Source organism: Acidihalobacter sp. (assembly GCF_037381185.1).
GTDB lineage: Bacteria > Pseudomonadota > Gammaproteobacteria > DSM-5130 > Acidihalobacteraceae > Acidihalobacter_A.
This window is the reverse complement of sequence record NZ_JARRQY010000010.1, coordinates 127,874-154,497: the sequence shown is the minus strand read 5'-3', so window position 1 is coordinate 154,497 and position 26,624 is coordinate 127,874. Positions and strand designations below refer to the sequence as shown.

The window sequence follows — 26,624 nt, the reverse complement described above, 5'->3', positions numbered from 1 at the left end:
CACAACCCGGCTTATACCCTTTTGACTATTTTAGAAACCTAGGCTTTTTATAAGCCGTCAAAGTTTGTGAGTTCTTCTCCAACACAAGTTCGGAAAACGCCTGTGCGGCGGGACTGAGTCTCTTACCTTCCCGCTGCACCAAATACCACTGCCGTTTCAAGGGAAGTCCTTCAACGTCCAGAACGCAGAGCTGCCCAGAGGCCAGCTCTGCCTGGACCGTGTGCAGCGATACGAGTCCCACGCCCAACCCAGCCTCGACGGCCTGCTTGATCGCCTCGTTCTTATTCATTTCCATTGCCGGCTTGAACGCCAGTCCCTGCTCGCTGAAGAAATGTTCCAATGCACTGCGAGTACCGGAAGCCGGTTCCCTGGCGACCAAGGGTTCATCCAGCAGATCCTCAAGTTTGATACGCTCCTGTCCCGCTAACGGATGATCGGCCGCCGCAATGATCACCAACGGGTTTTCCATGAAAGGCTTTGTGATCAGCTGATGACCTTCGGGAGGCATGCCCATCAACGCGAGATCGCTGGCGTTATCTTCCAGGTGGTGCAGCAGTGTTTCCCGGTTAACGACGTTGAGGCTCACCCGAACCTCAGGATGGTGGCTCCGGAATATGGCCATCAACCGGGCGGCGAAGACGCTCGCCGTACTGACTGCAGAAACCGTAAGTCCCCCTCCCTTCAAGCCCTTCAGGTTGGCCAGCGAATGTTCCAGATTGTTCAGTTCCCGGATGACGAGGTGGGCACTACGCAAGGTCTCTTGGCCCGCCTCCGTCAACCGGATTTTCTTGCCGGCATGCTCGAACAACGGTATTCCCAGCAGATTCTCCAATTGTTTGATCTGCATGGATACGGCCGGCTGGGTGAGGTGAACCTCTTCGCTGGCGCGGGAGAAGTTGCCGCAGCGCGCTACGGCCTGAAGAATTTCGAGCTGTCGTAGAGTAACCTTTATCATCAGATAATCTTTGATAAAGTCTAAAAAAGTCTTAGTCAAACTTATAAACTATGTGGCTTATAGTGTCACCAGGTTTTCGATCACAATCGAGTCGACACAACGTTCTCGGAGGAACGACATGGCAAATGATCAATCCAGTCGCTACGCCAATCTGGACCTGAAGGAAGAGGATCTCATCGCGGCGGGCAAACACATTCTCGTGGCCTACAAGATGAAACCCAAAGCAGGCCACGACTACCTGGCGACAGCGGCCCACTTTGCGGCCGAGTCTTCCACCGGCACCAACGTCGAAGTCAGCACCACCGACGACTTCACCAAGGGCGTCGACGCGCTGGTCTACTACATCGACGAAGCCACCGAGGATATGCGCATCGCGTATCCGATCGAGTTGTTCGACCGCAACGTGACCGACGGCCGCTTCATGATCGTCTCATTCCTGACCCTGGTGATCGGCAACAACCAGGGCATGGGTGACGTCGAATACGGCAAGATGGTCGACTTTTACGTACCCGAGCGCGCGATCCAGATGTTCGACGGCCCGGCCACCGACATTTCCAAGCTGTGGCGCATCCTCGGTCGTCCAATTCAGGACGGCGGCTACATCGCCGGCACCATCATCAAACCCAAGTTGGGTCTGCGCCCGGAGCCCTTCGCACAGGCGGCCTACCAGTTCTGGCTGGGCGGTGACTTCATCAAGAACGACGAACCTCAGGGCAACCAGGTGTTCGCGCCGGTCAAGAAGACCATTCCGCTGGTCTACGACGCCATGAAGCGCGCGCAGGATGAAACTGGCGAGGCCAAGCTGTTCTCCATGAACATCACCGCCGACGACCACTTCGAAATGTGCGCCCGCGCCGACTTCGCGCTGGAAGTCTTCGGCCCCGACGCCGACAAGCTGGCCTTCCTGGTCGACGGCTACGTCGGCGGCCCGGGCATGATCACCACCGCCCGCCGCCAGTACCCGGATCAGTATCTGCACTACCACCGCGCCGGCCACGGCGCCGTGACCTCCCCCAGCGCCAAGCGCGGCTACACCGCCTTCGTGCTGGCCAAGATGTCGCGCCTGCAGGGTGCCTCCGGCATCCATGTCGGCACCATGGGCTACGGCAAGATGGAAGGCGAAGCGGACGACCGCAACATCGCCTACATGATCGAGCGCGACGAGGCCCAGGGCCCGGTCTATTTCCAGAAGTGGTACGGCATGCGGCCCACCACGCCGATCATCTCCGGCGGGATGAACGCGCTGCGCCTGCCCGGCTTCTTCGAGAACCTGGGCCACGGCAACGTGATCAACACCGCAGGAGGCGGCGCCTACGGCCACATCGACTCCCCTGCCGACGGCGCCAAATCGCTGCGCCAGGCCTACGAGTGTTGGAAGGCCGGTGCCGATCCGATCGACTACGCCAAGGAGCATCGCGAATTCGCCCGCGCCTTCGAGTCTTTCCCCGGCGATGCCGACCAGCTATTCCCCGGCTGGCGAGAAAAGCTGGGCGTGCACAAGTAAGCACGTAATGCGGTACGCGCCCCCGGCTTGCCGGGGGCGTTTTTTTCAGGGGTTTTCACCCCCCCGATCCGAATTAGGTTGTCGATCATGACGAGCGACGTGAAGCAGTATCTGGTCCAAGAAGAACCGTACTATCAGGCGCAGAACCGGGAGGTCGAGTTGTACGAGGCAGCCTACCGCAATCGCCTGCCGGTCATGGTCAAGGGCCCGACCGGCTGCGGCAAGTCGCGTTTCGTCGAATACATGGCCTGGAAGCTCTGCAAGCCTCTGATCACCGTGGCCTGCAACGAGGACATGACCGCCAGCGATCTGGTCGGACGCTACCTGCTGGAGGCGAACGGCACACGCTGGCTCGACGGTCCGCTGACCACCGCCGCACGCATCGGCGCCATCTGTTATCTCGATGAAATCGTGGAGGCCCGGCAGGACACCACCGTGGTCATCCATCCTCTGACCGACCACCGCCGCACCCTGCCGCTGGACAAGAAGGGCGAGTTGATTCAGGCGCACCCCGATTTCCAGCTGGTGATTTCCTACAACCCCGGTTACCAGTCGCTGATGAAGGATCTGAAGCAATCCACCAAGCAGCGCTTCACTGCCTTCGATTTCGACTATCCCCAGGCCGCACTCGAAACCACAATCCTGGCCAAGGAGACGGGGCTCGACGAGGCGATGGCTACCAAGCTGGTGAAGATCGCGTACACCGCGCGTAATCTCAAGGGCCACGGCCTCGATGAAGGTATTTCAACACGTCTGATGGTCTATGCCGCCAAGCTGATCAAGGACGGCATCGAGCCAACCGATGCTTGCCGCATGGCGCTGGTGCGCCCGATCACCGACGACATCGATATCCGCGAGACCTTGGATCACGCCATCGACGCGACCTTCGCATGAAGAGGACCAGCTCTCACTATTGAACGATGTGCCATGGGCGTCCGGTTGGTAGCCAATCAAGACGCGAGGAGAGAAGTTTGGTGACTCCAAATGAGCGATGAGCAACGCCTAGTAGCGGCCAACCGGACGCTACCCGAAGGACTAGGGCGCTCTTCGCTCAATAGTGAGAGCAGGTCCTAGCGTGAGTCCGGTGATGGATGAGGCGATGGCCGCCTACTGGGCACGACTCGACACCCGCTTCCCACAGGCGGAAGAAATATTCGAAGCTTGCATGACGGAAGCGCTGGCGACGCTGACGCCCGACGGCATTGACGCCTACCTCGAAGTCGGCCGTTCTCTCGGTAAACTAGGGCGCGGCGTCGAGCCCTTGCTGATTTTTCTGGAAGAGTGGCCGTCCGTTGCCCGCGCCGTGGGTGAAGACAGGCTGCCGGCCATCATGGAGCTGGTCCGCCGTCTGCAGAAATCGCCCAACGGCAAGGCCATCGCCCCGTTCCTGCAGACGCTGGCCCCGGTGGCAAAGCGGCTGCAAACCGGCGAGCAGCTGCAACACTATCTCGATATCGTGCTGGACTTCATGGAGCGTACCACCAGTTCCATCCACGGTTTCCACACCACTTACCCCAGTCCCGGTCTGCCCGATTTCTTCGTCCAGGCGCCGACCCTGCTGGCCCAGCTGAACGTCAACGGCCTGCGCCAATGGGTCGAATACGGCCTGCGGAACTACACCACACATCCCGAACGACAGAAAGACTACTTCAGTCTGCAGTCGGCAGACGCTCGCGCCGTGCTGCAGCGCGAGCGCCGCGGCACGCTGCTGGTGGACGTGGAACGCAGGTTGGACCTGTACCTGCGTGGACTATGGCGCGACGCCGATTTGCTGATCCCCTACTCCACCGCTTTCGACGAACTACGCAAGCCAGTCCCGTACTACGACCGGCTCGGCATCCGTCTGCCCGACGTTCAGGACGACGTGAATGGCGTTTCCGGCCTTGACCGCTACCGCGCGATGCTCGCCCACATGGTTGGCCACCGACGCTGGTCGACGTCGCAAGTCGCCGACAACTGGAGTCCCTTCCAGCGCATGGCCGTGGAGTTCTTCGAAGACTGCCGAATTGAAACCCTTTTGATCCGCGAGTATCCCGGCCTTCGGCAACTGTTTCTCTCCTTGCATCCCAAGCCTGCGGAAGACGCCTGCGATCCCGAGGCATCCTCCTGTCTGAGGCACCGTCTGGCGATGCTGTCACGGTCCCTGCTCGACCCGGACCATGACTACCGCGATGCGGACCTCAACGACTTCGTCATGCGCTTCCATGTGCTGATGGAACAAGACGAGACCTCGACTCGGGACATCGCAACGCTGGCCCTGGCCTACGTTGCGAAGACGCGCCGGCCGAGCGACCAGTTCGCCAAGGTGTATTTCGACGACACCGTCATCGACTATCGCGACGATAATCGCCACCTATGGCGTTTCATTGAGCACGGTGACGAAGAAGACAGCTTCGACGATAAACCCCGGCAGCAATCCGAGGAAGAAATCCAGGGCCTGCCGCCACGTCACTATCCCGAATGGGACTACGTCAGCCAAACCTACCGCCCGGACTGGACGAGTGTGTACGAAACGCTGCACCCCGCCGGCGATGCAGCCGACATCGAGCGGCTGTTGCAAAAACACGCTCCGCTCGCCAAGCGCTTGAAAAAACTACTGGATCTGCTCAAACCGCAGGAAAAGGTGCGCATCCGCTACCAGGAAGAAGGCGGCGAACTCGATCTCGACGTGGCCATCCGCTCGCTGATCGATTTAAAGAGCGGAGCCGCCCCCGATCCACGCATCAACATGAGCCATCGTACGGACGGGCGTGACATTGCCGTAACCCTGCTGATCGACCTGTCGGCCTCGCTCAACGAAAAAGTCGCCGGCAGCGAACAGACCATTCTAGAACTCTCGCAGGAAGCGGTTTCGCTGCTAGCCTGGGCGATCGAGCAACTGGGCGATCCGTTGGCGATTTCCGGCTTTCATTCCAACACGCGCCACGACGTGCGCTACCTGCACATAAAAGGTTTCGGCGAACACTGGGGCGACGAGGTAAAGGCGCGGCTGGCGGCAATGCAGGCCGGTTACTCCACTCGCATGGGTGCGTCGTTGCGCCACGCCGCGCATTACCTGAGCGCACGACAAAGTGACAAGAAACTGCTGCTTATCCTGACCGACGGCGAGCCAGCCGACGTGGATGTACAGGACGGACGCCTGCTGATCGAGGATGCCCGGCAGGCTGTCAAGGAACTGGACCGCGAGGGCATATTCACCTATTGCATCAGCCTGGACCCGCGCGCGGACGAGTATGTGTCGGATATCTTTGGCCACCAATTCACGGTAGTCGACAACATCGCGCGCCTCCCCGAGAAACTGCCGGAACTGTTTATGGCGCTCACAAAGTAGACGTGCATGGGAATGGTCATGCCGCTGACACCGGCCGAGACCATGCCGGCAAAAATCCGGGCCAGCGGCCTGATCATCCTGATCGCCACCGCGCTTTCGTTATGACTCGCGGTGCAACACGCACTCGGCGTTCCGATCGCCGGCTCGATCGCGCTGTTTCTGCTCGGCGCTCCCCTGAATATGTTCTCCACCACCTCCATCGGCATCCTGCTGGACACCGTAGCAGCGCGCACCATACCTCAACGCGACCTGCTGATCGTTCTCTATCGCGGCGCTGACATCGATGTGGTTTGGCCGCAGCCTGTCGACGAACCACTAACAGTTTACAGTTTGCCGAATTCGCTTAAGCGCTAGCGTAGGCGGAAAAAACCCGGACAAGCACACGACAATTCCCGAAAGTGTAAAACAGTGCTATAGCGCCTGTGCCTTTTGCGGCGGCACATATTGCCGACGCGCCTCGCGCACCTGATCGTGGTGCTTTTCCGCCCAGGCCAGCAGCTCATTCAAGGGCTGCATGAAGGACTCACCAAGAGCGGTGAGCGCGTAATCCACGCGCGGAGGGATGCAGGGATACACCGCACGCGATACCAGTCCGTCCTGCTCCAGGCGGCGCAGGGTCTGCGCGAGCATTCGCTGGGAAACGTCCGGAATCTGCGCCTTCAAGGCAGTGAAGCGCAAGGTTCCATGTTCGGCCAGGGTGAGCATCACCAGCATGCTCCAGCGGTCTCCCATCCTGTCCAGAACATCCCGTATGGGGCAACGCTCCGCGTAAGGCGCTTTCGATTTATGCAAACTCATGGCGATCTACGGTTACCTCGATGTTACCTGCTGACGTTTCGCTCCCTTTTTGTACAAACGCAACATGGGATCGAACATACACATACCGACTATACATAAGGAAGCTGGTACTTTTTAGGTACTGAAAACACAACTTGCGCATCCCAGCGACAAGCCCACATTCAAACAAAGGAAGACACCACCATGTCCGATATTCTGCTGGTCACCGGCGCCTCCGGCCATTTCGGCCGCCGCGTGATCGATTATCTTCTGAACACGCTGGACGTTGCGCCCGAGCGCGTCGTCGCCACCACTCGCAAACCGGAAAATCTGGCCGACTTGTCGGAGCGCGGCGTGGAAGTGCGTGCCGCAGACTTCGACGACGCCAACACGCTGGCCGCTGCCTTTTCCGGCACCGACCGTGCCCTGCTGATCAGTACCGATGCTCTGGATCGCCCGGGACACAGGCTTGCGCAACACCGGGCAGCCGTAGCCGCGGCACAAGCCGCCGGCCTCCAGCACGTGGTCTATACCTCCATGCCCAAACCTGAACACTCGCCGCTGCTGTTCGCTCCCGATCATGCCGGCACCGAACAGGCCCTGGAACAAAGCGCATTGCCAGGCTGGACGGTACTGCGTAATCACTGGTATTTCGAAAATCTGTTCATGTCGATGCCCAGCATTCTGGCCAGCGGACAATGGTTCAGCGCAGCGGGCAATGGCCGCATCGCTCACATCGCACGCGATGACCTGGCGCGGGCTGCCGCCACGACACTCGCCAACGGCGGCGACGGGAAGAACGTATACACGCTGAGCGGCGCACAGGCCTTCACCACGGAGGAGATTGCGCAGCACGTGAGCACGGCCACCGGCGCGCCGATCCAGGTTGTGCACGTCCCGCTGGATGCCCTGGTCCAGGGGATGGTGGAGGCCGGCCTGCCCGAACCCATGGTGCGCATATTCGCCTCCTTCGACAGCAACACGGCGGCCGGTGGCGTCACCGAGGTCACGAACGACTACCAACGCATCATCGGCCGCGAACCGCTGGCCTTCGACGCCTGGCTGCAGGCCAATGCAGCCGCACTGTCAGGGAAGTGAACCACGCCCTCACCATGCCGGGCCGCGAACCGCCCGGCATACCCTCGCACCTGCCTCCGACCGCTCCACTCACGTCGGATCATGCTCCACCGCTACCTAAGCTTCCAAGCGATTTTCGGCAACCTGCCAGGGACACGCTGAATAGATGAGCGGCAAGGCGCGCGCAAAACGGCAGATCGCCCGCGTAGCCATTTATTCAGCGTACCCCTAAACATTCAGTGGTATTTGCCGTATAACGATTAAGTACATGCGAATGCGGACGATGGAGATGGACGATGCCCCTCGACGTAACGTACGCACATACCCAATCTCGCGACCATGCCGAAGCGATTCGTGACATCGCGGCGCAGCTGTCCGACGTGTCGAATCTGGATACGCTGCTGTTCTTCTGCGATACGGACTACGACCTCGACGCCCTTGGACCATTGATCAAGCAGACGTTTCCCTGCCCGGTGGTCGGCTGCACCTCATCCGGGCAAATCGGACCCGACGGCTTTGAAAACTACGGCATATTGGCAGCCGGAATACGCGGTGGGGTATTGCATGCGCACCCCATCCTGATAGCGCCGCTGTCAGACCTGCAGGCACAGACCGCACTCGCCGCGGACACCGTACAGCGGGAATCCGGCATCTGCGGCGGGGGTTCCTGCTTCGGCCTGTTATTGGTCGACGGACTCTCGGCCAAGGAGGAACTTCTGGCCGCTGCCCTTTACCAAATGATCGGAAACATTCCCTTGATCGGCGGCTCGGCGGGAGACAACCTGAAGTTCGAGCGCACCTACGTCTATCACGACGGCCGTTTCCTCAGCGATGCGGCAATACTTGCCCTGTTCGTGAGTTCGGCCCCCTTCGTCACCTTCAAGCTACAGCATTTCGTGCCCAGCGACGTGGAACTGGTAATTACCTCAGCCGACCCCGAGACCCGCATCATCCGGGAGATCGATGGCGAACCGGCTGCCCAGGCTTATGCCGAGGCGATAGGAGCGTCGCTGGAGGACCTGGGGCCAAGCCTGTTCTCGACCCATCCGTTGCTGCTGACGATCGCCGGCGAGCCTTACGTGCGCTCCATCCAGAAAGTAAACGACGACCTGTCGCTGACCTGCTATTGCGCGATCGACGAAGGTCTGGTGGTCTCGGTCGGTCAGGCGGTCGACGTCATGAACGCCTTGAAGGAAGCCTTTGCGAACGCTGAACGCGCAGTTCCGGAACCATCACTGATCATCGGTTGCGACTGCATTCTGCGGCGCATCGAGTTCGAACAGACCGCGCGCACATCCAGCGTCGGCCAGTTCATGGCCGAACAAAAGGTATTCGGTTTTTCCACCTATGGAGAACAGTTCAACGGTCAGCACGTCAACCAGACGTTCACCGGCGTCGCCATCGGAGGCTGATATATGAATACTGAAAGCCGCGCCGGACAGGCGGCGCCCGAAAACGCCTCCTCCTCCCAGGATGGCCTGTCGAAGCGCATAGCCGAACTCGAACGCAAGCTCGAGGCAAAGGAAAAGACCATCGTCGCGCTCAAGAAGCGAGTGCTGGCGCGCGACGAATCGGCAACCTCGCCGCTGGCCGTGCTGGAGCAGAACATCGCGCTCGGCAAAGTCGTCGCCCTGAAAACACGGGAACTGAGCGAGGAGCGGCGCGAGCTACAGGAAACGCTGGATAAGCTGGGTAGGACCCAGGCAATGCTGCTGCAGGCACAGAAAATGGAATCCATCGGTCAACTAGCCGCCGGCATTGCCCATGAGATCAACACGCCGACCCAGTACGTACGCGACAATCTCACCTTCGTACATCGGGCCAAAGAGGGTGCCGACCGCGTCTTCGACAAGGCTTTCGAGGTCATTGAAGCGGCTCGTGCCGCGGGCTTGGCCCGCGATCTCATCACGGAGTTCGACGAACTCGTCAGACGCACGAAGTTCGCCTATCTACGCGAAGAGTTCCCGCTAGCCCTTGAGCAATCTCTCGAAGGCATGGAGAGGATTTCCAGTATCGTCGCTGCGATGAAGGAGTTCTCGCATCCGTCAGCCGGCGAGAAGGAAGCCGTCGACCTCCGCGCACTAATCGAGACCACCGCCACCGTCACTCGCAACGAATGGAAATACGTGGCCGAACTGGAAACCGACTTTGACGACGACGTGCCTCCGGTTCCCTGCCTGCGCGACGAAATCGGACAGGTCGTGCTCAATCTCGTGGTCAACGCCACGCATGCGATCTCCGACACGCTCAAGACCGGCGAAAGAGAAAAAGGCAGGATCACCATCCGCCTGCGCAAGCACGGCAGCAACTTCGTCGACATCCTCGTCGTGGATGACGGTGACGGTATACCGGAGGCCATTCGGAACAAGATATTCAACCCCTTCTTCACCACCAAAGGTGTCGGAAAGGGTACCGGGCAGGGGCTGGCGATCGCCTATTCCATTGTGGTCGACAAACATCAGGGTCAGATATTCTTCGAAACCGAAGTCGGGGTGGGCACGACCTTCATCGTACGTCTGCCCATCGCAGACACCGGAGGAGACTGAGCGCGTGCGCATCCTGTTCGTAGACGACGAAGACCGTGTCCTGGCCGGCATCGAACGCGCGCTGTTCATGACCGACCGCGACTGGAATCTGGATTTCGCTCACAGTGGCGCCGAAGCTCTCGAGAAGCTGTCCGACACACCGGCCGACGTCGTAGTCTCGGACATGCGCATGCCACTGATGGACGGTGCCCAGTTGCTGCGCCAAGTGCGCGACAACTGGCCCCGCACCATCCGCATCGTTTTATCAGGCTATACCGAACAGGAAGCGGCCCTGCGCGCCCTGGACGTAGCGCATCAGTTCCTGAGCAAACCCTGCAGCTGCGACAACATCATCGAGGCGATCGACCGGGCCGAAAACCTGCAGGGACTGCTGCACGATGCCACCATACAGGGCATCGTGGGCCGCATCGGCACGCTGCCGGCCGCACCGCGCATATATATCAGGCTCACCGAACTGTTAGCCGATGAAAACGTGCGCATGGAGCAAATCGGAGCAACCATACGCAGCGATCCCGCACTGGCCGCCAAGGCACTGCAGATGGCCAACAGCGCATTCTTCCGCGGCACGCGAAGCATTACCGATATCGAGGATGCAGTGGAACGCATTGGCTTCAACATGCTGAGCAAGCTGGTTCTGGCGAACGAAGTATTCGGCGATGGAAATCGCCTGGAGATCGACCGCCTACGCCTGAATGCGGTACGGGCCTCGCGCCTTGCAGGCGCAATCTGCGTCCCATTCGCGCCGATCGAGACAGCCACCACTGCGGCCCTGCTCGCCGACGTCGGCAGACTGCTGCCCGACATTGATAGACTTTGCGCCAAAGCAGACACCGAAGGCAGAGGTTTTCCGACACACGTGGAAGTCGGCGCCTACCTTCTCGGCGTCTGGGGCCTGCCACCCACTATCGTCGAAGCCGTCGCACACCACGGCAGCCCCGGTCGGCTCAACCACAGCGCGTTCGATGCCGTCGGTGTCGTACATGTGGCGGTCTCACTGGTCAACGGAACCCCTGTCGACGAGGCCTATCTACAGAAAATGGATGTCGGTGGACACCTGCCACAATGGACCGAAACATATCGACAACAATCCGAGGACCATGAGACGACATGAACGAGAATGACTTGCCTCGCATTCTCTGCGTCGATGACGAGCCCAAACTACTCTCGGGATTGGAACGTGCCCTGTTCGACCGATTCGACGTCAGCACAGCCCCCAGCGGAGAAATCGGTCTGGCCGTACTGGAGCGCGACGAACCCTTCGCGGTGATCGTGTCAGACATGCGCATGCCGGGTATGGACGGGGCGGCGTTCCTGGCCCGCGCGCGTGAACTGGCCCCCGACAGCGTACGCATCCTCCTGACCGGCCAGGCGGATACCGAATCGGCCATTTCCGCCATCAATCAGGGCGCGATCTTTCGGTTCCTGTGCAAGCCCTGCCCCGCAGAAGAACTCATCTCCAATCTCGATCAGGCGGTGACCCAGTACCGCCTCATACGAGCCGAACGCGAACTGCTGGAAACCACATTAGCCGGCACCGTCAAAACGCTGACCGAAGTGCTGGCCATGGCTGCGCCGTGGGCATTCGAGCGCACCGCCATGATTCAGGCATGCGTGCGCCACGTGCTGGACAGGCTCAACTGGCCTAACGCCTGGACGATGCATGTCGCGGCAGCCCTGAGCCAGATCGGCTGCGTGTCCGTGCCTAGCGACATCGTGCAGCGCGAAATAGCCCATCGCCCCGTCAGCGAAAAGGAACGCGAACTGTTCGACTCGCATCCGGAAGTAGCCCATCGTCTGCTCGCTTCCATTCCGCGCCTGGAGAAGGTCGCCGAAATCGTACGCTATCAGGCCAAGCCTCCACCGCCGGACAGCCCCGCGGACATCATCCGAGGGGCGCAGCTGTTGCGTGCCGCCTTGCTCCTGGTCAAGCATACGGTTTCCGAACAGATGTCCATCGCCCGCGCCATCGAGGCCCTGAAGATCGCCAAGCCCGCGATAGCGGGAGACATCCTGCAGGCCTTGAGCGATTATCACCCCGCCCGCGACAGCAAGCGCCGCAGCGTGCGCGTACACGACCTCGTGCCTGGCTGGGTAGTGGAAGAGGATGTGCGCACCACCCGCAATCTCATCGTCCTAAAGAAAGGCAATGAACTAAGTCTCACTGCCATCATCACGCTGCGTAACCTGCTGGCGGCGGGAGCCATTGAGGAACCCCTCCTGATCAGTTGCCCCGCGCACGAGGATGCCGCGCCGGGAGACTCGCCCCCCGCCGGCTCCCACCCTACCCCCCCACACCCGGAAACGCCTTAGTCAGATAATGATTGAAGACCGCTCAGTACTGACCCGCCCTGCACCTCCGGCCGACGCCGTCATCGCCTACGGCGACGGCCCCGAGCAGATCGCCGACGTGCGCCACGGCCGCTGCAACACACAGTCATCCGCCCGTCCACTCGCAATCGTTCTGCACGGAGGCTATTGGCGCCCGACCTACGACCGCACCCATACCAGCCCCATGGCCGACGCGCTGGCTACGCAGGGCTGGACCGTGGCCGCACCGGAATACCGGCGTATTCCAGGCGATCCCGACGCGACGCTGGCAGACATCCGTCGTGCCCTTGCCATCCTGCCGGAAGCGGTGGAAGAACACGACGGACGCTGTATCGCCATCGGCCATTCGGCTGGTGGTCATCTGGCTCTGTGGGCCGCAGCCACCTTGCCCGCACCGCGTCTGCAGGGCGTGCTGGTGCTGGCACCGGTCGCCGACCTCGCGCTAGCCCACCGCCTGGCTCTGGGCGACGGCGCCGTGCAGGCCTTTCTCGGCACGGAGCCGGAACAGCGCCCGGAACTCGATCCCTGCCGCTTGGACGCACCCAACTGCGCGGTCGAGATCGTGCACGGCATGCAGGATGAAGTGGTGCCGCTGGAAGTGTCGGAAGCCTATAGCGCCCGGCATGCGCGCACGCGCTTGACCCCAGTCGGCGACTGCGGCCATTTCCAACTCATCGATCCGCTCAGCGCCGCGTGGGTCGATGTGCTGGACGCCTTGCATCGTTTACAGAAACGCTAGTCCTGCCGTTCGGCTCAAGTGCTCAGGCTCTCGCGGAAGAAATCCCGCTTACGCCGTCAGGCAAGCTCGACGCTGGCCTCCCCGTAACGGGGTGCGGCGTCGCTGTGAAAACCTGCTTGACGCCCTGATAGACGAAGGCCCATAACGCTTGAGCGTCGCTTCGTAAGCAATGGCACAGCTCCGTAGAACGGCACCGCCGCATCCATGGTCTGCGGCGATACCACGGCCGGTCGATAGGAAATCCCGCACGGCCATAGCCGAAACCTACCGCCCCCAGCCTGCCGTTGCCGTGTTCTATGCCTCTAGCGAAACGGGCTGCGGCGTAAGTCGTGACGCAGCTTGCCACCGGTCATGGATGCCTGCAGTTCGCGGCCACGATCGTCGTTGCCCGGAGAGAAACCGGCACCGGTCTATGAAGGCGTGCGCGTATTCATCATAGAGTTAAAACACCCTTTCAGGACTGTCTACTTTTTCGTCCATCTGCCGGCCCTCCCTCGGCATCTCGATGCACGCAACAAGTTTCGACCGTTCCCAAACCACCTGGCACCACCGCTTTACCAACCGCCTCCAGACGCCGTTCGCCGTTGACGGGCGGAATCGGCTAATCTCGCTCTATAGGGGCAGCAACCCACCGCGGATGGAGAAAGGGTACGAAACGTGAAAGTCATCGAGGTCGTGACCGAGGCATTGAGCCTGGATACCGTCTCGGCCATCGCCGATACGGTCGAAGCCGACGACTTCCACAGCACTGCAGTGGACAAGGACGGCCAACAGCTGATGCGTCTGCTGGTAACCGACGACAAGCTCCAACGCGCCCCGGACCTGCTGCAGGGCGTGCTCGGCGCGCAACCGCAGGCGCACATCCTGGTGCTGGCGGTCGAGACGGCGCTGCCGCGCCCGCCGGACACCGAAAGCCAGAAGGAAGACTCGGCCACTTCGGCACGCGAATCCTTGTACGCCAGCGTCGAAAAGAATGCCCGCCTCGGCTCGAATTATGTGGTGCTGGTGATGCTGTCGACCCTGGTCGCAGCCATCGGCATGATCGAAAACAACCTCAGCGCGGTCATCGGCGCGATGGTCATCGCCCCGCTGCTCGGCCCCAATCTCGCCTTCGGTCTGAGCACCGCACTGGGCGACCTGGCGCTGATGCGCAAGGCGGTGACCAGCCTCGTCGCAGGTATTGTGCTGGCGATCGGCCTCTCGGCACTGATCGGCGTATTCTGGCCCTACGCGCTCGACAGCCAGGATCTACTATCCAGAACAGTTCCCGGTTTCGACACCGTAGCGTTAGCACTGGCCTCGGGCGTTGCCGCCGCGCTGTCGCTCACCACAGGCCTGCCCAGCGTTCTGGTCGGCGTCATGGTTTCGGTAGCGCTGCTGCCGCCTGCCGCGGCGCTCGGTCTGTTTCTGGGCGCGCAGGACATCGCTCTTGCCGGTGGCGCCGGACTTCTGCTGGCGGTCAACATCGTTTGCGTCAATCTCGCCAGCAAGATCGTTTTTCTATTCAAGGGAGCGCGCCCGCGTTCCTGAGTCGACAAGGAGCGCGCCAAACGCGCCACCACGATCTACCTGGTGATGTGGATAGCAACGCTCGCGATCCTGCTGCTGACCATATATCTGAGGCAAACACTGCCAAGCTGAGGCCAGCAACACACACCGGTTAGAGACATAACAAAGGATAGAGAGAGGAATTCAAGCATGGGCAGCCTGACGGCGAATACCGAAGACACGACCCTAGTCATCGGCAACAGGAACTATTCGTCCTGGTCGCTGCGCGCATGGCTTTTCATGCGCCAGAACCAGGTTCCATTCACGGAACTGCGCGTCGCCCTAGGTCATCAGGACACCGCGGACAAACTGCGCGAGTACTCGGCCTCTGGGCTGGTACCGGTTCTGCTCGAGAGCGACCTCCACCTATGGGACTCGCTGGCCATCTGCGAATACGTTTCCGAATGCCATCTGGACGGTCGCGGCTGGCCCGCTGACCAGCGTGCGCGCGCCGTGGCGCGCGCCGCCTGCGCGGAAATGCACTCGGGCTTCCCCTGCCTGCGCCAACACCTGCCGATGAACCTGCGCAGCGAATTCGCCTGGCGCGACTTCAGCGACAAGGTCGGCAACGAAATCAGCCGCATCACCTCGCTGTGGAGCGAATGCCGCCACGCCTTTGCACACGGCAAACCCTGGCTGTTCGGCGATTTCTCCATCGCCGACGCGTTTTTCGCACCGATCGCGACACGCTTCCTGACCTACAACGTGCCGATGCCCGCCGATGCCGCCCGCTACGTCGAGGAGCTGCGCGCCCTGCCGGCCCTCGACGCCTGGTATACCGCCGCCCGCAACGAGATCGAGAACCTGCCGCAATACGAGGCGCTGGAGATCTGGCTGGCTTAGGGGCACGCCGATTAAATGGCTGCGCTGGCAATCTGCGGCGTTACGCGCTGTCCGCGAGCGCCGAGAGGACGGCTACCGTCACATTTCCCAACTGGAAACCGGCAATCTGCGCAAATGAATATGGTGGGCGATGCGAATGCAGGGACGAATCAGCAGTTGAGCGCTGCCGAGCACGAACAGCCAGCTACCCGTCTCGACCCAGTGCGGGAACAGAAACATGATGCTGCCGACCAGGAACCAGAAAGCCACCATAAAATCGTTGAGACTGCTGACAGTCTCGTAGCGCCGATGGATGACCAGTTGCTCGCGGCCGAGCGTCACCACCATGTCGCGAGATGGACCGTTACTGACCTTGATATGTCTCATTACTCCCTCGCTAAACCGATGCCGGCCGGGCATCCTGAAGCTGTTGTATCAAATCCGCTGGAGATCCGACGCGCATGAGCCTGCACGAAATCATCAACGTCCGCCAAGTACTCCCGCAGCTGCTCACTGGAGGTCAACCCACTGAAGCGGAGCTTGCCGCGATCGCCGCCGCCGGCACTGTCCACGTCGTCAATCTCGGCCTGCTCGATCCGGCCTACTGCTTGGCCGACGAGGCGGGACTGGCGCGGCAAATAGGCATGAGCTACCGTCACATACCGGTCGGCTTCCAGCTCCCCCAATTGACCGAACTGCAAACCTTCGCCGAAGACATGGCCGCCCACGAGAGCGAACGCCTGTTCGTACATTGCGCCATGAACTACCGCGCCAGCGTCTTCACCGCGCTATTCCTCGAACGGGACTGCGGCTGGGTCCGCACCGACGCGGATGCTCTGATCCGTGACGTGTGGGAGCCCTACGGCGCGTGGCCTGCGTTCATCGCCGCGGCGCGCGAGGAGTGGATCGGACGCTGAAGCATCCGATCCACTGAAGGGGCTTAACCGACCACAGGCGCAGTCTCGACGATTGGCTTCTTGACCAAAATCACCGCCGCAGCAGTGACGATGGTGCCGGCGACGATGGCAACGCCGTACAACAACAGATGAGACACCGCGTGCGGAATCGCCAATACGAAGACGCCGCCGTGCGGCGCGCGCAGCTGGCAGTGGAACAGCATCGACAGCGCCCCGGTGAAGGCCGAGCCGACGATACAGGACGGAATGACGCGCAGCGGATCCTTGGCCGCAAACGGGATCGCACCTTCGGTGATGAAGGACAATCCCAGCACGATCGCCGCCTTTCCCGCGTCGTGCTCAGCCGCCGTGAAACGGTTCCTGGCCACCAGGGTCGCCAGCGCCAGTCCCAGGGGCGGCGTCATACCCGCCGCCATCACGGCCGCCATCGGCGTATACACCTGGCTACTGAGCAGGCCGACCGCAAAGGTATAGGCCGCCTTGTTCACCGGCCCGCCCATGTCCACCGCCATCATGCCACCGAGCAACACGCCCAACAGAATTGCATTGGTGGTGCCCATGCCGTTGAGGAACGCCGTCAGCGCGTCGAGAATCGCGCGCACCGGCCCACCGATCACGTAGACCATCAGCAAACCGACCGCCAGTGTCGACAACAGCGGAATGATCAGCATCGGCTTGAGGCCTTCCAGATTCTGCGGCAGGCGGATGTTGTCGCGCAGCCACAGGGCGATGTAACCGGCCAGGAAACCGGAGATGATGCCACCTATGAAACCGGCTCCCAGGTTGGTTGCCAGCATGCCGCCGACCAGACCCGGCGCCAGACCGGGACGGTCGGCGATGGAAAAGGCGATGAAGCCGGACAGCACCGGGACCATCAGCTTGAATGCGGTGCCGCCGCCAATATCCATCAGCGCCGCCGCCAGCGTACCCTTGGTCTCGAAGGCATGGATACCGAACACGAAGGACAGCGCGATCAACAGGCCGCCTGCGACCACCACCGGCAGCATATAGGACACGCCGGTAAGCAAGTGCTTGTACGGACCCGAGCGCTGCGCGCTGCGCTCGGCCTTGGCCTGTTTCACTTGCTGCAAATAGGCCTCGCCACCTTTGCCGGTCGGAGCCTGAGCCTGCTCGGACAGTGCCTTCTCGATCAGCGCCGAGGGCTGTTTGAGCGCCTCGGTCACCGAGGCCTCGATGACCGTCTTACCCGCAAAACGGCTAAGATCGACATGCGTGTCGGCGCCGATGATCACGGCATCGGCTGCTGCGATCTCCTCATCGGTGAGCGTATCCTGCGCGCCTACCGAACCCTGCGTCTCGACGCGCATCTGATGCCCCATCGCCTCCGCAGTCTTGCGCAGCGACTCGGCCGCCATGAAGGTGTGCGCGATGCCGGTCGGGCAGGCCGTAACGCCGATCAGGCGCTTGCCGCCCGCGGCGGGAGCCGGCGCCTCCTGCGCCGCAGCTTCCGCCTCGGCAGGCACCGCGGCCAGCGCGACCTCGAGCAGCTTCTTCGGATCGCGGATCGCCTCGCTGGTGGTGGACCCGTACACCGGCTTGCCCTTGAACGGCGCCATGTCGACATGCGTGTCGGCGGCGATCACCACCGCTTCGGCAGCAGCGATATCGGCCTCGCTCAGCGGATTCTTGGTGCCCTCCGATCCCTGCGTCTCCACCTTGAGTTCGTAGCCCATCAGCTCTGCGGCCTTCTTCAAGGCCTCCGCCGCCATATAGGTATGCGCAATCCCGGTGGGACAGGCGGTTACCGCTACCAGTGTCTTTGCCATAGTTCTTCTCCATCCATGTCGGGCATACGCCCTTCTGTATCATCAGACGACGGTACGTACCGTTACGCCCTCTCCAATTTGTTCTATTTCCTGCTGCGGCGGCAGCCTCAGGCCGGGTTGCCCCAGCGTGCCGACAGAACAGGCAGTCGCCAGACGTGCACAGCCCTCGGGATCGAGTCCGCGCAGATGCCCCGCCACCCAGCCGGCCACCATCGCGTCCCCCGCCCCCACCGTACTCAGCACGCACGGCGCACCGGCCTGCGCGTGCAGACAGCTCTGCGGCTCGACGAAATAGGCGCCACGCTCGCCCATCGACACCACCACACAACCGATACTGCCGGCCAGCAAGCCACGCGCGGCGCGCAGAATCGCGGCTTCGCTGTCCAGCGTCTGCCCGACCAACTCCTGCAACTCATCGATGTTCGGCTTGATGGCGAACGGCGCTGCTGCAATCGCCTCGCGTAAAGGCGCGCCGCTGGTATCGAGCACGACGCGTACATCCGCGCCACGCAAGTGCTCCAGCAACTCGCGATAAACCCCGCTCGGGAGGCCCCCGGGCACGCTGCCGGCGCACACGAACCAGCAATGCTCCCGCGCCAGCGCCTCGACCTGCGCCAGCAGTTCCTCATATGCCTTCCCACCGGCATCCAGCCCTGGGAAATTGATGTCCGTGACCTCGTCTCGCGCTGCGTCCACGATCTTCACGTTCACCCGCGTCGCGCCGGCCACCCGCACGAAACGGTCTGTAATGCCCTTGTTCTCGAACAGGGTCTGGAACGGCTCGGCGTTGTCGCTTCCGAGCAGGCCGGTCGCCAGCGACGCATGCCCGAGGTCGGCCAGGAAGGACGCCACGTTGACGCCCTTGCCGCCAGGCTCGGTGCGCGCCGACTCGACGCGGTTGACCGCGCCGGCGGCGAAATTCGGAATCGAGACCGTCTGGTCGATAGCGGGGTTCAGGGTCACGGTGACCACGGTCTGCGTTGACGAGGCCATCGCTCAGAAACCCTCCAGCGCGCGCACCTCGGCCGAGCTGGAACAGCTCAGCGCACGCTCGGCCAGGGAGCGTGCCTCCTCCAGGCTGTAGCCCCGCAGACGCTCCTTGATCGCGGCGATGCTGGGCACTGCCACGCTCAGCTCGCTGACGCCGAGCCCGGCCAGAACCACCGCGCCCTTCGGATCACCAGCCACCCCGCCGCATACGCCAACCCAAATCCCCGCCGCCTCGGCCGCCTGCACGGCCTGCCGGATCAGGCGCAGCACCGCCGGATGCAGGCCGTCGACCTGACGCGCCAGCGCCGGGTGCTGGCGATCCATGGCCAGGGTGTATTGGGTGAGGTCGTTGGTACCGACCGAGAAGAAATCCACTTCGCGCGCGAACTCTTCGGCCATCACCACCGTCGACGGCACCTCGATCATGATGCCGATCTCCAGTTCCGGCGCGCCCAGCGCAATCCGTTCCTCCTCGGCGATGGCACGCGCCGCGCGCAGCTCGTCCAGCGTGGCGATCATCGGAAACATGATCTTCACCGGGCCGTGCGCGGCCGCGCGATAAATCGCGCGCAACTGGGTGCGGAACAGTGCCGGATGCTCCAGGCACAGCCGGATGCCGCGCACGCCGAGAAACGGATTCGCCTCCGCCGGCAGCTCCAGGTAAGGTACGTCGAGCTTGTCGCCGCCGATGTCCAGGGTGCGCACGATCAACGGCAGACCGTTCAGCGCCTCGACCATGCCGCTGTAGGCCTCGTATTGCTCGTCCTCGCCGGGCGCCTGTTTCCGGCCCAGAAACAGGAACTCGCTGCGCAGCAGGCCGACGCCCTCGCCGCCGGCCTCGACCGCCTGCGCCGCTTCATCCGTAGAACCGATGTTGGCGACCACCTCGATGCGTTGGCCGTCGAGCATGAACGCCGGCTGATAGCGATTGAGGCGTTCCTCCTCGCGCCGCGAACCCAGATCCTCGCGCACAAGCCGCGCCTTCTCCAGATCCTCCGCGGAGAGATCGACGTACAGGCTGCCGCCCTCGCCATCGAGCACGCAGGTCGCGCCTTCCGCCTGGCGCAGCACCGCAGGACCGGCACCGACCACCGCCGGGATACCCAGCGAACGCGCGATGATCGCGGTATGCGAGGTCGGCCCACCCACGGCCGTGCACAGGCCCAGCACCTGCGAAGGATCGAGGCGCGCGGTATCCGAGGGGGTCAGATCCTCGGCCACCAGGATCACCGGCTCGTCCGGAAGCTCCGGCGCCTCCTCGATGGACTCGGCCAGCAGACGCAGCACCTGCTGGCCCACGTCGCCCAGATCCGCCGCGCGCTCGCGCAGCAGCGGGTCGCTCATCTGCGCCAGCGCCGCAGCCTGCTCCTTGACCGCCTCGCGCCACGCCCAGCCGGCGCTGTGACCCTGCCGTATCAGCGCATCCGCCTGTTCCAGCAGGTCCGGATCGTCCAGGAATTCCTCGTGCGCCTTGAAGATGCTTGCCTTGCCCTCGCCGGACCACGCCTTGACGTCGTCGTAGAGTTCGCGCACCTCGATGCGCACGTGTTCGATCGCCTGGCGCAGGCGCTCGGTCTCGTGTTCCGGATCCTTGGCGGTGGCCTCCACCACGATGCGCGCCGCGTGCAGCCGGGCCAGCGGACCGATCGCCACGCCGGGCGAAGCCGCGATACCGGGGATGCCCGGCGCGGCCAACTCCAGGCCGGCGCCGGCGGCTCGAGCCGGCGCTTCGTGTTCGGCGGTCGCCTCCGCCTCGTCCTCGCCCAAACCCTCCGCCACGGCCGCCTTCAGCGCCTGCAGGGCCGCATCCTCGTCCGCTCCGCGAGCCATGATCAACAGATTGGCTCCGCCCTCGACGCCCAGCTTGAGCAAAGAGGCCAGACTCTTGCCGTTGGCCACATGGTCGACATAGGCCACACGTATCTCGGATTCGAATTTCTTGGCGACGTTGACGAAGAAGGTCGCCGGCCGGGCGTGCAGACCGATTCCGCCCTGCAGCTCGGCTTCGACCCCTTTTTCAAAACCGGCGAGCTGGTCGGTCGGCGAGCCCTGCGGCTGTTCGACCGGCTCGCGCCGAAGTGCGCGGACGATTTCCTCGGCATCCTCGGTCTTCGCCAGCCGGGCCATGAGCTGTGCGTCATCGAGCAGATGCGTCAGGTTCTTGAGGATTTCGATGTGTTCGTCCGATCGGGCGGCGATGCCGACCGTCAGATGCACGATCTCGCCGGGATTCCATTCCACGCCCCCGGGAAACTGGGCCACGAATATACCCGTCTGGCGAATCAGTTCGCGATCCTTGGGCAGACCATGGGGAATCGCCACGCCGTTGCCCAGAAAGGTGTTCGCCACTTCCTCCCGACCCAGCATGCTGTCGACGTAGCCGGCTTGGATATGGCCGGTGCGCACCAGACCGTCACCCGTCACCCGAATCGCGGCGGCCTTGTCGGCCGCCTGCGCGCCCAATTGTATGTCCTGCGTTCCCAGATCCAGCATTTTTTCGTTTCCTTACGACAGTCCTGCAGTTCAGTGTAGTTTTCGCGCCCGCATTCTGCCCGCCGGCACCCCGCCCGCCATACGGCATTGGTCCATCCAGATCGAAATACGTTCCCGATCGCCATGGCTGCAATCTTCAAAATCTCGCAACAAACAAGAGAAACATCGCACAACCACATGAAAACACAAACCTTTCACCAACACGAGAATCTCAAAACCCTGCGCCACTTACCGCCTCCACCCTTCTTGCCGAAACCGTTCCGACGGCACTGCCGCAGCGCTCTTCCCCGGGGGTTCTATACTCCACCCTGTCTGCCGGCGCACCGGCACCGCTCCACATAACAACAATGACGAGGGAGAAACGCGGATGGATCGTTACTCCGTGGCCGCCATCGGCCTGCAGGACCAGGAACTCACCATTCTCAAATCCCTGCTCGGTATCTTCGCCGGTTCCATGGGCATCGAACTGGAACTGACCGACGTTCCGGACACGGCACAGATCAGCTTTCTGGGCCACATGTCCCCCGAACGCCTGCAGGAACTCTCCACCGCCGCAGGCCCAAGCCGCCTCCTGGTGTATTGCAAGGCACGGGGAGAGGACCGGATGCCATCCGGCGACAATCTGCTGGTGCTCGATCATTGCCCGCCCCGCTCGGTCGATCTGAACCGGGTCATCGAGGCCGCCCGCGGCAGCCGCACGGCGCAGACGGATGACTCCGAACGCCGCATGCCGGAAACAGACACTCTCGAAACCGACGCCTGCCTCGCCGGCAGAATTCACACCACACTGCCGAAACTGCTGGCCGATCAGCAACTGGCCGTCACCGTACGCGGCGCCCCCTGTCTGTTGATCGACGTTCAGGCCGGCGTGCGCACGGTACACGCGCATCCAACGTGGTTCTCTCACCCCGACTACTGGCGCGCACCCCCGGACAAATGCGTGCTGAGCACCGATGCGCCGGCGGAAAAAATCGCCCAATGCCGCAAATACCCCGCCCGTTCATATCGCGCCATGCGTTTCTGGGGACTGATGAGCGCCGCCCGCGGCCGTCCGCTGCCGGAAATCGCCCGCGCAAATACCGTGGGGCTGCGCAAACGGCCCGACTTCAAGCGTCTTCCGCACCATGCCTGGCAGGCGGAGGTTGCGCCGGAGATGGTCGGCGCACAGGCCACGCCGCATGATTGGGCGGCCCGTTTCTCCTGCGAGATCGGCGACATGATCGATTTTTTCAACGGCTGTACGGGACTCGACCTGCTCAGCACGCGGTGACCTTGCCCGGTGGCTGGCGGGAGGGCGGCCGAACCCGGATAATGCGCACATCACCCACCCAGCGAACACGGGAAGCATGGCTCAATACATCTACACCATGAGCGGCGTCGGCAAGATCGTGCCGCCCAAGAAGCAGATCCTCCGCGACATCTCGCTCAACTTCTTTCCCGGCGCCAAGATCGGCGTGCTCGGCTACAACGGCGCCGGCAAATCCACCCTGCTGCGCATCATGGCCGGCGTGGACACCGACATCGTCGGCGAGGCGCGTCCGCAGCCCGGTATCAACATCGGCTACCTGCCCCAGGAACCGACGCTGAATCCGGACAAGGACGTGCGCGGCAACGTCGAGGAGGGCCTGGGCGAGATCAAGGAGGCGCAGACAAAGCTCGACGCCGTCTACGCCGCCTATGCCGAACCGGACGCCGACTTCGACGCGCTGGCCGCCGAGCAGGCCCGCCTGGAGAACATCATCCAGGCCGCCGACGCGCACAACCTCGACCACAAGCTGGAAGTCGCCGCCGAAGCGCTGCGCCTGCCGCCTTGGGACGCCGATGTCACCAAGCTCTCCGGCGGCGAGCGACGCCGCGTGGCGCTGTGCCGCCTGCTGCTCTCGGCACCTGACATGCTGATCCTCGACGAGCCCACCAACCACCTCGACGCCGAGTCGGTGGCCTGGCTCGAACGCTTTCTGCAGGAGTTCCCCGGCACCGTCGTCGCCGTCACCCATGACCGCTACTTCCTCGACAACGTGGCCGGCTGGATTCTCGAACTCGACCGCGGCCACGGCATCCCCTGGGAAGGCAACTACTCCTCCTGGCTTGAACAGAAGGAACGCCGCCTGGCGCAGGAGGAAAAGAGCGAGGGAGCACGCGTCAAGGCCATGGAGGCCGAGCTGGAATGGGTGCGCGCCAACCCCAAGGGTCGCCAGGCCAAGTCCAAGGCCCGCCTCAAGCGATTCGAGGAGCTGAGCTCCAGCGACTACCAGAAGCGCTCCGAGACCAAGGAGATCTACATTCCGCCCGGCCCGCGCCTGGGCGACAAGGTCATCGAGGTTGAAAACCTCAGCAAGTCCTTCGGCGACCGCGTGCTCTACCAAGGCCTGTCGTTCAGCCTGCCGCGCGGCGGCATCGTCGGCGTGATCGGCCCCAACGGCGCCGGCAAGACCACGCTGTTCCGCATGCTCACCGGCACCGAGCAGCCCGACGAGGGCAGCGTCGACATCGGCGAGACCGTGCAGATCGCCTACGTCGACCAGAGCCGCGACGCGCTGGGCGGCGACAAGAGCGTGTGGGAGGAAATCTCCGACGGCCAGGACATCATCACCGTCGGCAGCTACGAAGTGAATTCGCGCGCCTACGTCAGCCGCTTCAACTTCAAGGGCACAGACCAGCAGAAGCGCGTCAAGGACCTGTCCGGCGGCGAACGCAACCGCGTACACCTGGCCAAGCTGCTGCAGAGCGGCGGCAACCTGCTGCTGCTCGACGAACCGACCAACGACCTCGACGTGGAAACCCTGCGTGCGCTGGAAGAGGCGCTGCTCGACTTCCCCGGCTGCGCCGTGGTCATCTCGCATGACCGCTGGTTCCTCGACCGCATCGCCACGCATATCCTGGCCTTCGAGGACGACGGCAACGTGAGCTGGTTCGAAGGCAACTACACGGACTACGAGGAAGACCGCCACGCACGCCTCGGCACCGCGGCCGACCAGCCGCACCGCATGAAATACCGGCGCTTGTCCGCCTGAGACGGCGCCCGTATCCGCCCGCCGCCGCGCGGGCGGATTGAACGACGAGACGAGGGCATCCGTCATGACCGGTTCGACAGAGGCTGCCGCCGCCCGACCCCCGGCGGCGATCGAAAAGGCGCAATGGCAAGCGCCGATATTCGCTCCTCGTCCGCGACGCATGGAACTCGCCGCACTGCAGCCTTCATGGCCGCTGACGTCGATATCCGTAGCGGTCCATCGCAACACGCCGTTCGAGTATATCGCCCAGGCCATGCCGGCCTTTCTGGCCTATGCGGGGATGCGGGCCGACTTCCGCTACAGCGACTATGACGATAGCCTCCAGTTTCGCGTCGACGAAGCGGATGATGCCGACGTCCATGTCGTCTGGCTGGATTTCGAACGCTATCGCGCTCACCTCGAGGGCACCGCGCTGGCCGACTGGTTGGGCGAGCGGCTGCGGCAACTGCGGCAGACGACCGACGCACCGCTCCTGGTCGCAAACCAAGCGGGCAAGGATACGCAGGCCAACGCGGTCAACCAGGCCGTCGAAAGCGCCGTCGCTCCGGTGCCCGGCGCGCGCGTGTACGACCGCAGGCCGCTCCTGGGGGCACTGGGCGACGCATTCCTGGACAAGCGCCTGGCCGGCATCGGCGCCACCAGCCTCAGCGGCCTCGCCACGCTGCTGACCGCCCGGGATCTAGGCCTGCGCTGGTTCCCCGCGGCCGTGCGCCCCCGCCTGAAGTGCATCGCGGTCGATTTCGACAACACGCTCTATGCCGGCGTCCTGGGGGAAGACGGCCCCGTCGGCCTCACGCTCACGCCGGCGCATGCAGCGTTGCAGGAACGCCTCGTGGCATTGAGCCGGGAAGGAATCCTGCTGGCTGCGGTATCCAAGAACGAGGCTGCGGACGTCGAGCGTCTGCTGGCCGAACGCGGCGACTTCCCAGTGCGGCACGAACATTTCGCCCATATGGCGGTGAGCTGGGAATCGAAGTCCGCCGGCCTTGCGCGCATCGCCGATTCGCTGCGCATCGGCCTGGATGCGATAGTGCTGGTGGACGACAACCCAGGCGAGATTGCCGAGGTCGCGGCCGCCATGCCCATGGTGCGCTGCGTGCACGGGGTAGACCCCGAACTGGCGCTCGCTGAACTGACCATCGGACCGGACCTTCTTGCCTGGACAGGCGACGAAACGGCAGGACTGCGCGCCGCCGATCTGGAGGCCGCCAAGGCGCGTCAGCGTGCAGTGGCCGAAGCGGCGGATCCTCTCGCCTATCTCGGCACGCTCGATACGCGCCTGGTCTTCGCATTGAACCCTCGCGGGCATCTGGCTCGAATGCACGAACTGTCCGGCAAGACCAATCAGTTCAACCTCGCCCTCAAACGGCTCGGTGAAGCCGCTCTCGACCGCTGGTTCGACAAACCGGGCCCGCGGGCGGTAACCATCCAGTTGGCCGACCGGCTGTCGGACAGCGGCATCGTCGGTATGATGCTTTTCGATACCGAGGGTGACACGCTACGGGTCGAGGAGCTGTGCATTTCCTGCCGCGCTCTGGGCCGCGGGCTCGAAGACCTGATGATCGCGACCGCCATCACCGCAGCCATGAAGCAGACAGACTGCAGCAGCGTTGCCTTCGCCTTCGCCACGGGACCGCGCAACCGCCCCGCAAGGGATTGGCTGGTAGGATTCTCGGGGCGTCCGCTGGACGCGCCGCAAGGTACCCACCGGCTCGTGTGGCCACCGGCCGGGCTGGACGAACGCCTGAGCGCCATTCCCGTCACCGTCGACTGGCAGTGAACGGCAGAAAAACGAT

At 62.9% G+C, this 26,624-nt stretch carries 22 protein-coding genes; 16 read left to right on the top strand and 6 right to left on the bottom strand.

What is annotated here, in order from left to right:
* Positions 1–25: 25 nt before the first annotated feature.
* Positions 26–994, bottom strand: coding sequence for a LysR family transcriptional regulator (locus P8014_RS05250; protein WP_337816247.1), 969 nt, complete (start codon positions 992–994; stop codon positions 26–28).
* 79 nt (positions 995–1,073) lie between these two features.
* Here P8014_RS05250 and P8014_RS05245 point away from each other — a divergent pair, with 79 nt between their 5' ends.
* The 4 genes from P8014_RS05245 (at position 1,074) to P8014_RS05230 (ending at position 6,144) form a co-directional block, all read left to right on the top strand.
* Positions 1,074–2,459, top strand: coding sequence for a ribulose-bisphosphate carboxylase (locus tag P8014_RS05245; protein WP_337816246.1), 1,386 nt, complete (start codon positions 1,074–1,076; stop codon positions 2,457–2,459).
* Between the two features lie 87 nt (positions 2,460–2,546).
* Positions 2,547–3,353 carry a CbbQ/NirQ/NorQ C-terminal domain-containing protein gene (locus tag P8014_RS05240; protein ID WP_337816245.1) on the top strand — a complete coding sequence of 269 codons (807 nt, stop codon included), beginning with the start codon at positions 2,547–2,549 and terminating at the stop codon, positions 3,351–3,353.
* A gap of 181 nt (positions 3,354–3,534) precedes the next feature.
* On the top strand, positions 3,535–5,790 hold the full coding sequence (locus P8014_RS05235) for a VWA domain-containing protein (protein ID WP_337816244.1): 2,256 nt from the start codon (positions 3,535–3,537) through the stop codon (positions 5,788–5,790).
* A gap of 111 nt (positions 5,791–5,901) precedes the next feature.
* Positions 5,902–6,144, top strand: a complete 243-nt coding sequence (locus P8014_RS05230; protein WP_337816243.1) for a hypothetical protein — start codon at positions 5,902–5,904, stop codon at positions 6,142–6,144.
* 57 nt (positions 6,145–6,201) lie between these two features.
* Here the strand turns inward: P8014_RS05230 and P8014_RS05225 are convergent, their stop codons facing one another.
* Positions 6,202–6,588, bottom strand: a complete 387-nt coding sequence (locus P8014_RS05225; protein WP_337816242.1) for a helix-turn-helix domain-containing protein — start codon at positions 6,586–6,588, stop codon at positions 6,202–6,204.
* Between the two features lie 183 nt (positions 6,589–6,771).
* Between P8014_RS05225 and P8014_RS05220 the strand changes: the two genes are divergently transcribed.
* From P8014_RS05220 to P8014_RS05185, 8 genes are all read left to right on the top strand, one after another.
* Positions 6,772–7,665: an SDR family oxidoreductase gene (locus P8014_RS05220; RefSeq protein WP_337816241.1), complete on the top strand. Its 894-nt coding sequence runs from the start codon at positions 6,772–6,774 to the stop codon at positions 7,663–7,665.
* Positions 7,666–7,940: 275 nt separating this feature from the next.
* Positions 7,941–9,056 (top strand): FIST N-terminal domain-containing protein, encoded by a 1,116-nt coding sequence (locus P8014_RS05215; protein WP_337816240.1) that lies wholly within the window; start codon positions 7,941–7,943, stop codon positions 9,054–9,056.
* A 3-nt stretch (positions 9,057–9,059) separates the two neighbouring features.
* A complete protein-coding gene (locus P8014_RS05210) occupies positions 9,060–10,190 on the top strand; it encodes an ATP-binding protein (protein ID WP_337816239.1) in 1,131 nt (376 codons plus the stop codon).
* Between the two features lie 4 nt (positions 10,191–10,194).
* Positions 10,195–11,301, top strand: coding sequence for an HDOD domain-containing protein (locus tag P8014_RS05205; RefSeq protein WP_337816238.1), 1,107 nt, complete (start codon positions 10,195–10,197; stop codon positions 11,299–11,301).
* Positions 11,298–12,500, top strand: coding sequence for an HD domain-containing phosphohydrolase (locus tag P8014_RS05200; RefSeq protein ID WP_337816237.1), 1,203 nt, complete (start codon positions 11,298–11,300; stop codon positions 12,498–12,500). Before P8014_RS05205 ends, P8014_RS05200 begins: the two co-directional genes overlap by 4 nt.
* 7 nt (positions 12,501–12,507) lie before the next feature.
* Positions 12,508–13,257, top strand: coding sequence for an alpha/beta hydrolase (locus P8014_RS05195; protein WP_337816236.1), 750 nt, complete (start codon positions 12,508–12,510; stop codon positions 13,255–13,257).
* Between the two features lie 657 nt (positions 13,258–13,914).
* Positions 13,915–14,787 (top strand): TIGR00341 family protein, encoded by an 873-nt coding sequence (locus tag P8014_RS05190; RefSeq protein ID WP_337816235.1) that lies wholly within the window; start codon positions 13,915–13,917, stop codon positions 14,785–14,787.
* Between the two features lie 168 nt (positions 14,788–14,955).
* Positions 14,956–15,648, top strand: a complete 693-nt coding sequence (locus tag P8014_RS05185; protein ID WP_337816234.1) for a glutathione S-transferase family protein — start codon at positions 14,956–14,958, stop codon at positions 15,646–15,648.
* A 78-nt stretch (positions 15,649–15,726) separates the two neighbouring features.
* On the opposite strand, the gene P8014_RS05180 is transcribed toward P8014_RS05185, so the two are convergent.
* Complete coding sequence (locus P8014_RS05180; protein WP_337816233.1) at positions 15,727–16,014, bottom strand: YrhK family protein; 288 nt, start codon at positions 16,012–16,014, stop codon at positions 15,727–15,729.
* 74 nt (positions 16,015–16,088) lie between these two features.
* Between P8014_RS05180 and P8014_RS05175 the strand changes: the two genes are divergently transcribed.
* Entirely contained in the window at positions 16,089–16,544 is a 456-nt protein-coding gene (locus P8014_RS05175; protein ID WP_337816232.1) for a sulfur transferase domain-containing protein, read from the top strand.
* A gap of 23 nt (positions 16,545–16,567) precedes the next feature.
* On the opposite strand, the gene P8014_RS05170 is transcribed toward P8014_RS05175, so the two are convergent.
* The 3 genes from P8014_RS05170 to ptsP are packed head-to-tail and all read right to left on the bottom strand — an operon-like array spanning position 16,568 to position 21,814.
* Positions 16,568–18,331 (bottom strand): PTS fructose-like transporter subunit IIB, encoded by a 1,764-nt coding sequence (locus P8014_RS05170; RefSeq protein ID WP_337816231.1) that lies wholly within the window; start codon positions 18,329–18,331, stop codon positions 16,568–16,570.
* Positions 18,332–18,373: 42 nt separating this feature from the next.
* Positions 18,374–19,324: a 1-phosphofructokinase gene (gene pfkB, locus P8014_RS05165; protein ID WP_337816230.1), complete on the bottom strand. Its 951-nt coding sequence runs from the start codon at positions 19,322–19,324 to the stop codon at positions 18,374–18,376.
* Between the two features lie 3 nt (positions 19,325–19,327).
* Positions 19,328–21,814 carry a phosphoenolpyruvate--protein phosphotransferase gene (gene ptsP / locus P8014_RS05160; RefSeq protein WP_337816229.1) on the bottom strand — a complete coding sequence of 829 codons (2,487 nt, stop codon included), beginning with the start codon at positions 21,812–21,814 and terminating at the stop codon, positions 19,328–19,330.
* A 367-nt stretch (positions 21,815–22,181) separates the two neighbouring features.
* On the opposite strand from ptsP, the gene P8014_RS05155 reads away from it, so the two are divergent.
* The 3 genes from P8014_RS05155 to P8014_RS05145 all read left to right on the top strand — a co-directional run bounded on the left by P8014_RS05155 (position 22,182) and on the right by P8014_RS05145 (position 26,608).
* The gene (locus tag P8014_RS05155; protein WP_337816228.1) at positions 22,182–23,084 is read left to right on the top strand and encodes a hypothetical protein; all 903 of its coding nucleotides are present in this window, start codon (positions 22,182–22,184) and stop codon (positions 23,082–23,084) included.
* A 76-nt stretch (positions 23,085–23,160) separates the two neighbouring features.
* On the top strand, positions 23,161–24,828 hold the full coding sequence (gene ettA, locus P8014_RS05150) for an energy-dependent translational throttle protein EttA (protein WP_337816227.1): 1,668 nt from the start codon (positions 23,161–23,163) through the stop codon (positions 24,826–24,828).
* A 64-nt stretch (positions 24,829–24,892) separates the two neighbouring features.
* Positions 24,893–26,608: an HAD-IIIC family phosphatase gene (locus P8014_RS05145; protein WP_337816226.1), complete on the top strand. Its 1,716-nt coding sequence runs from the start codon at positions 24,893–24,895 to the stop codon at positions 26,606–26,608.
* Positions 26,609–26,624: the final 16 nt, after the last annotated feature.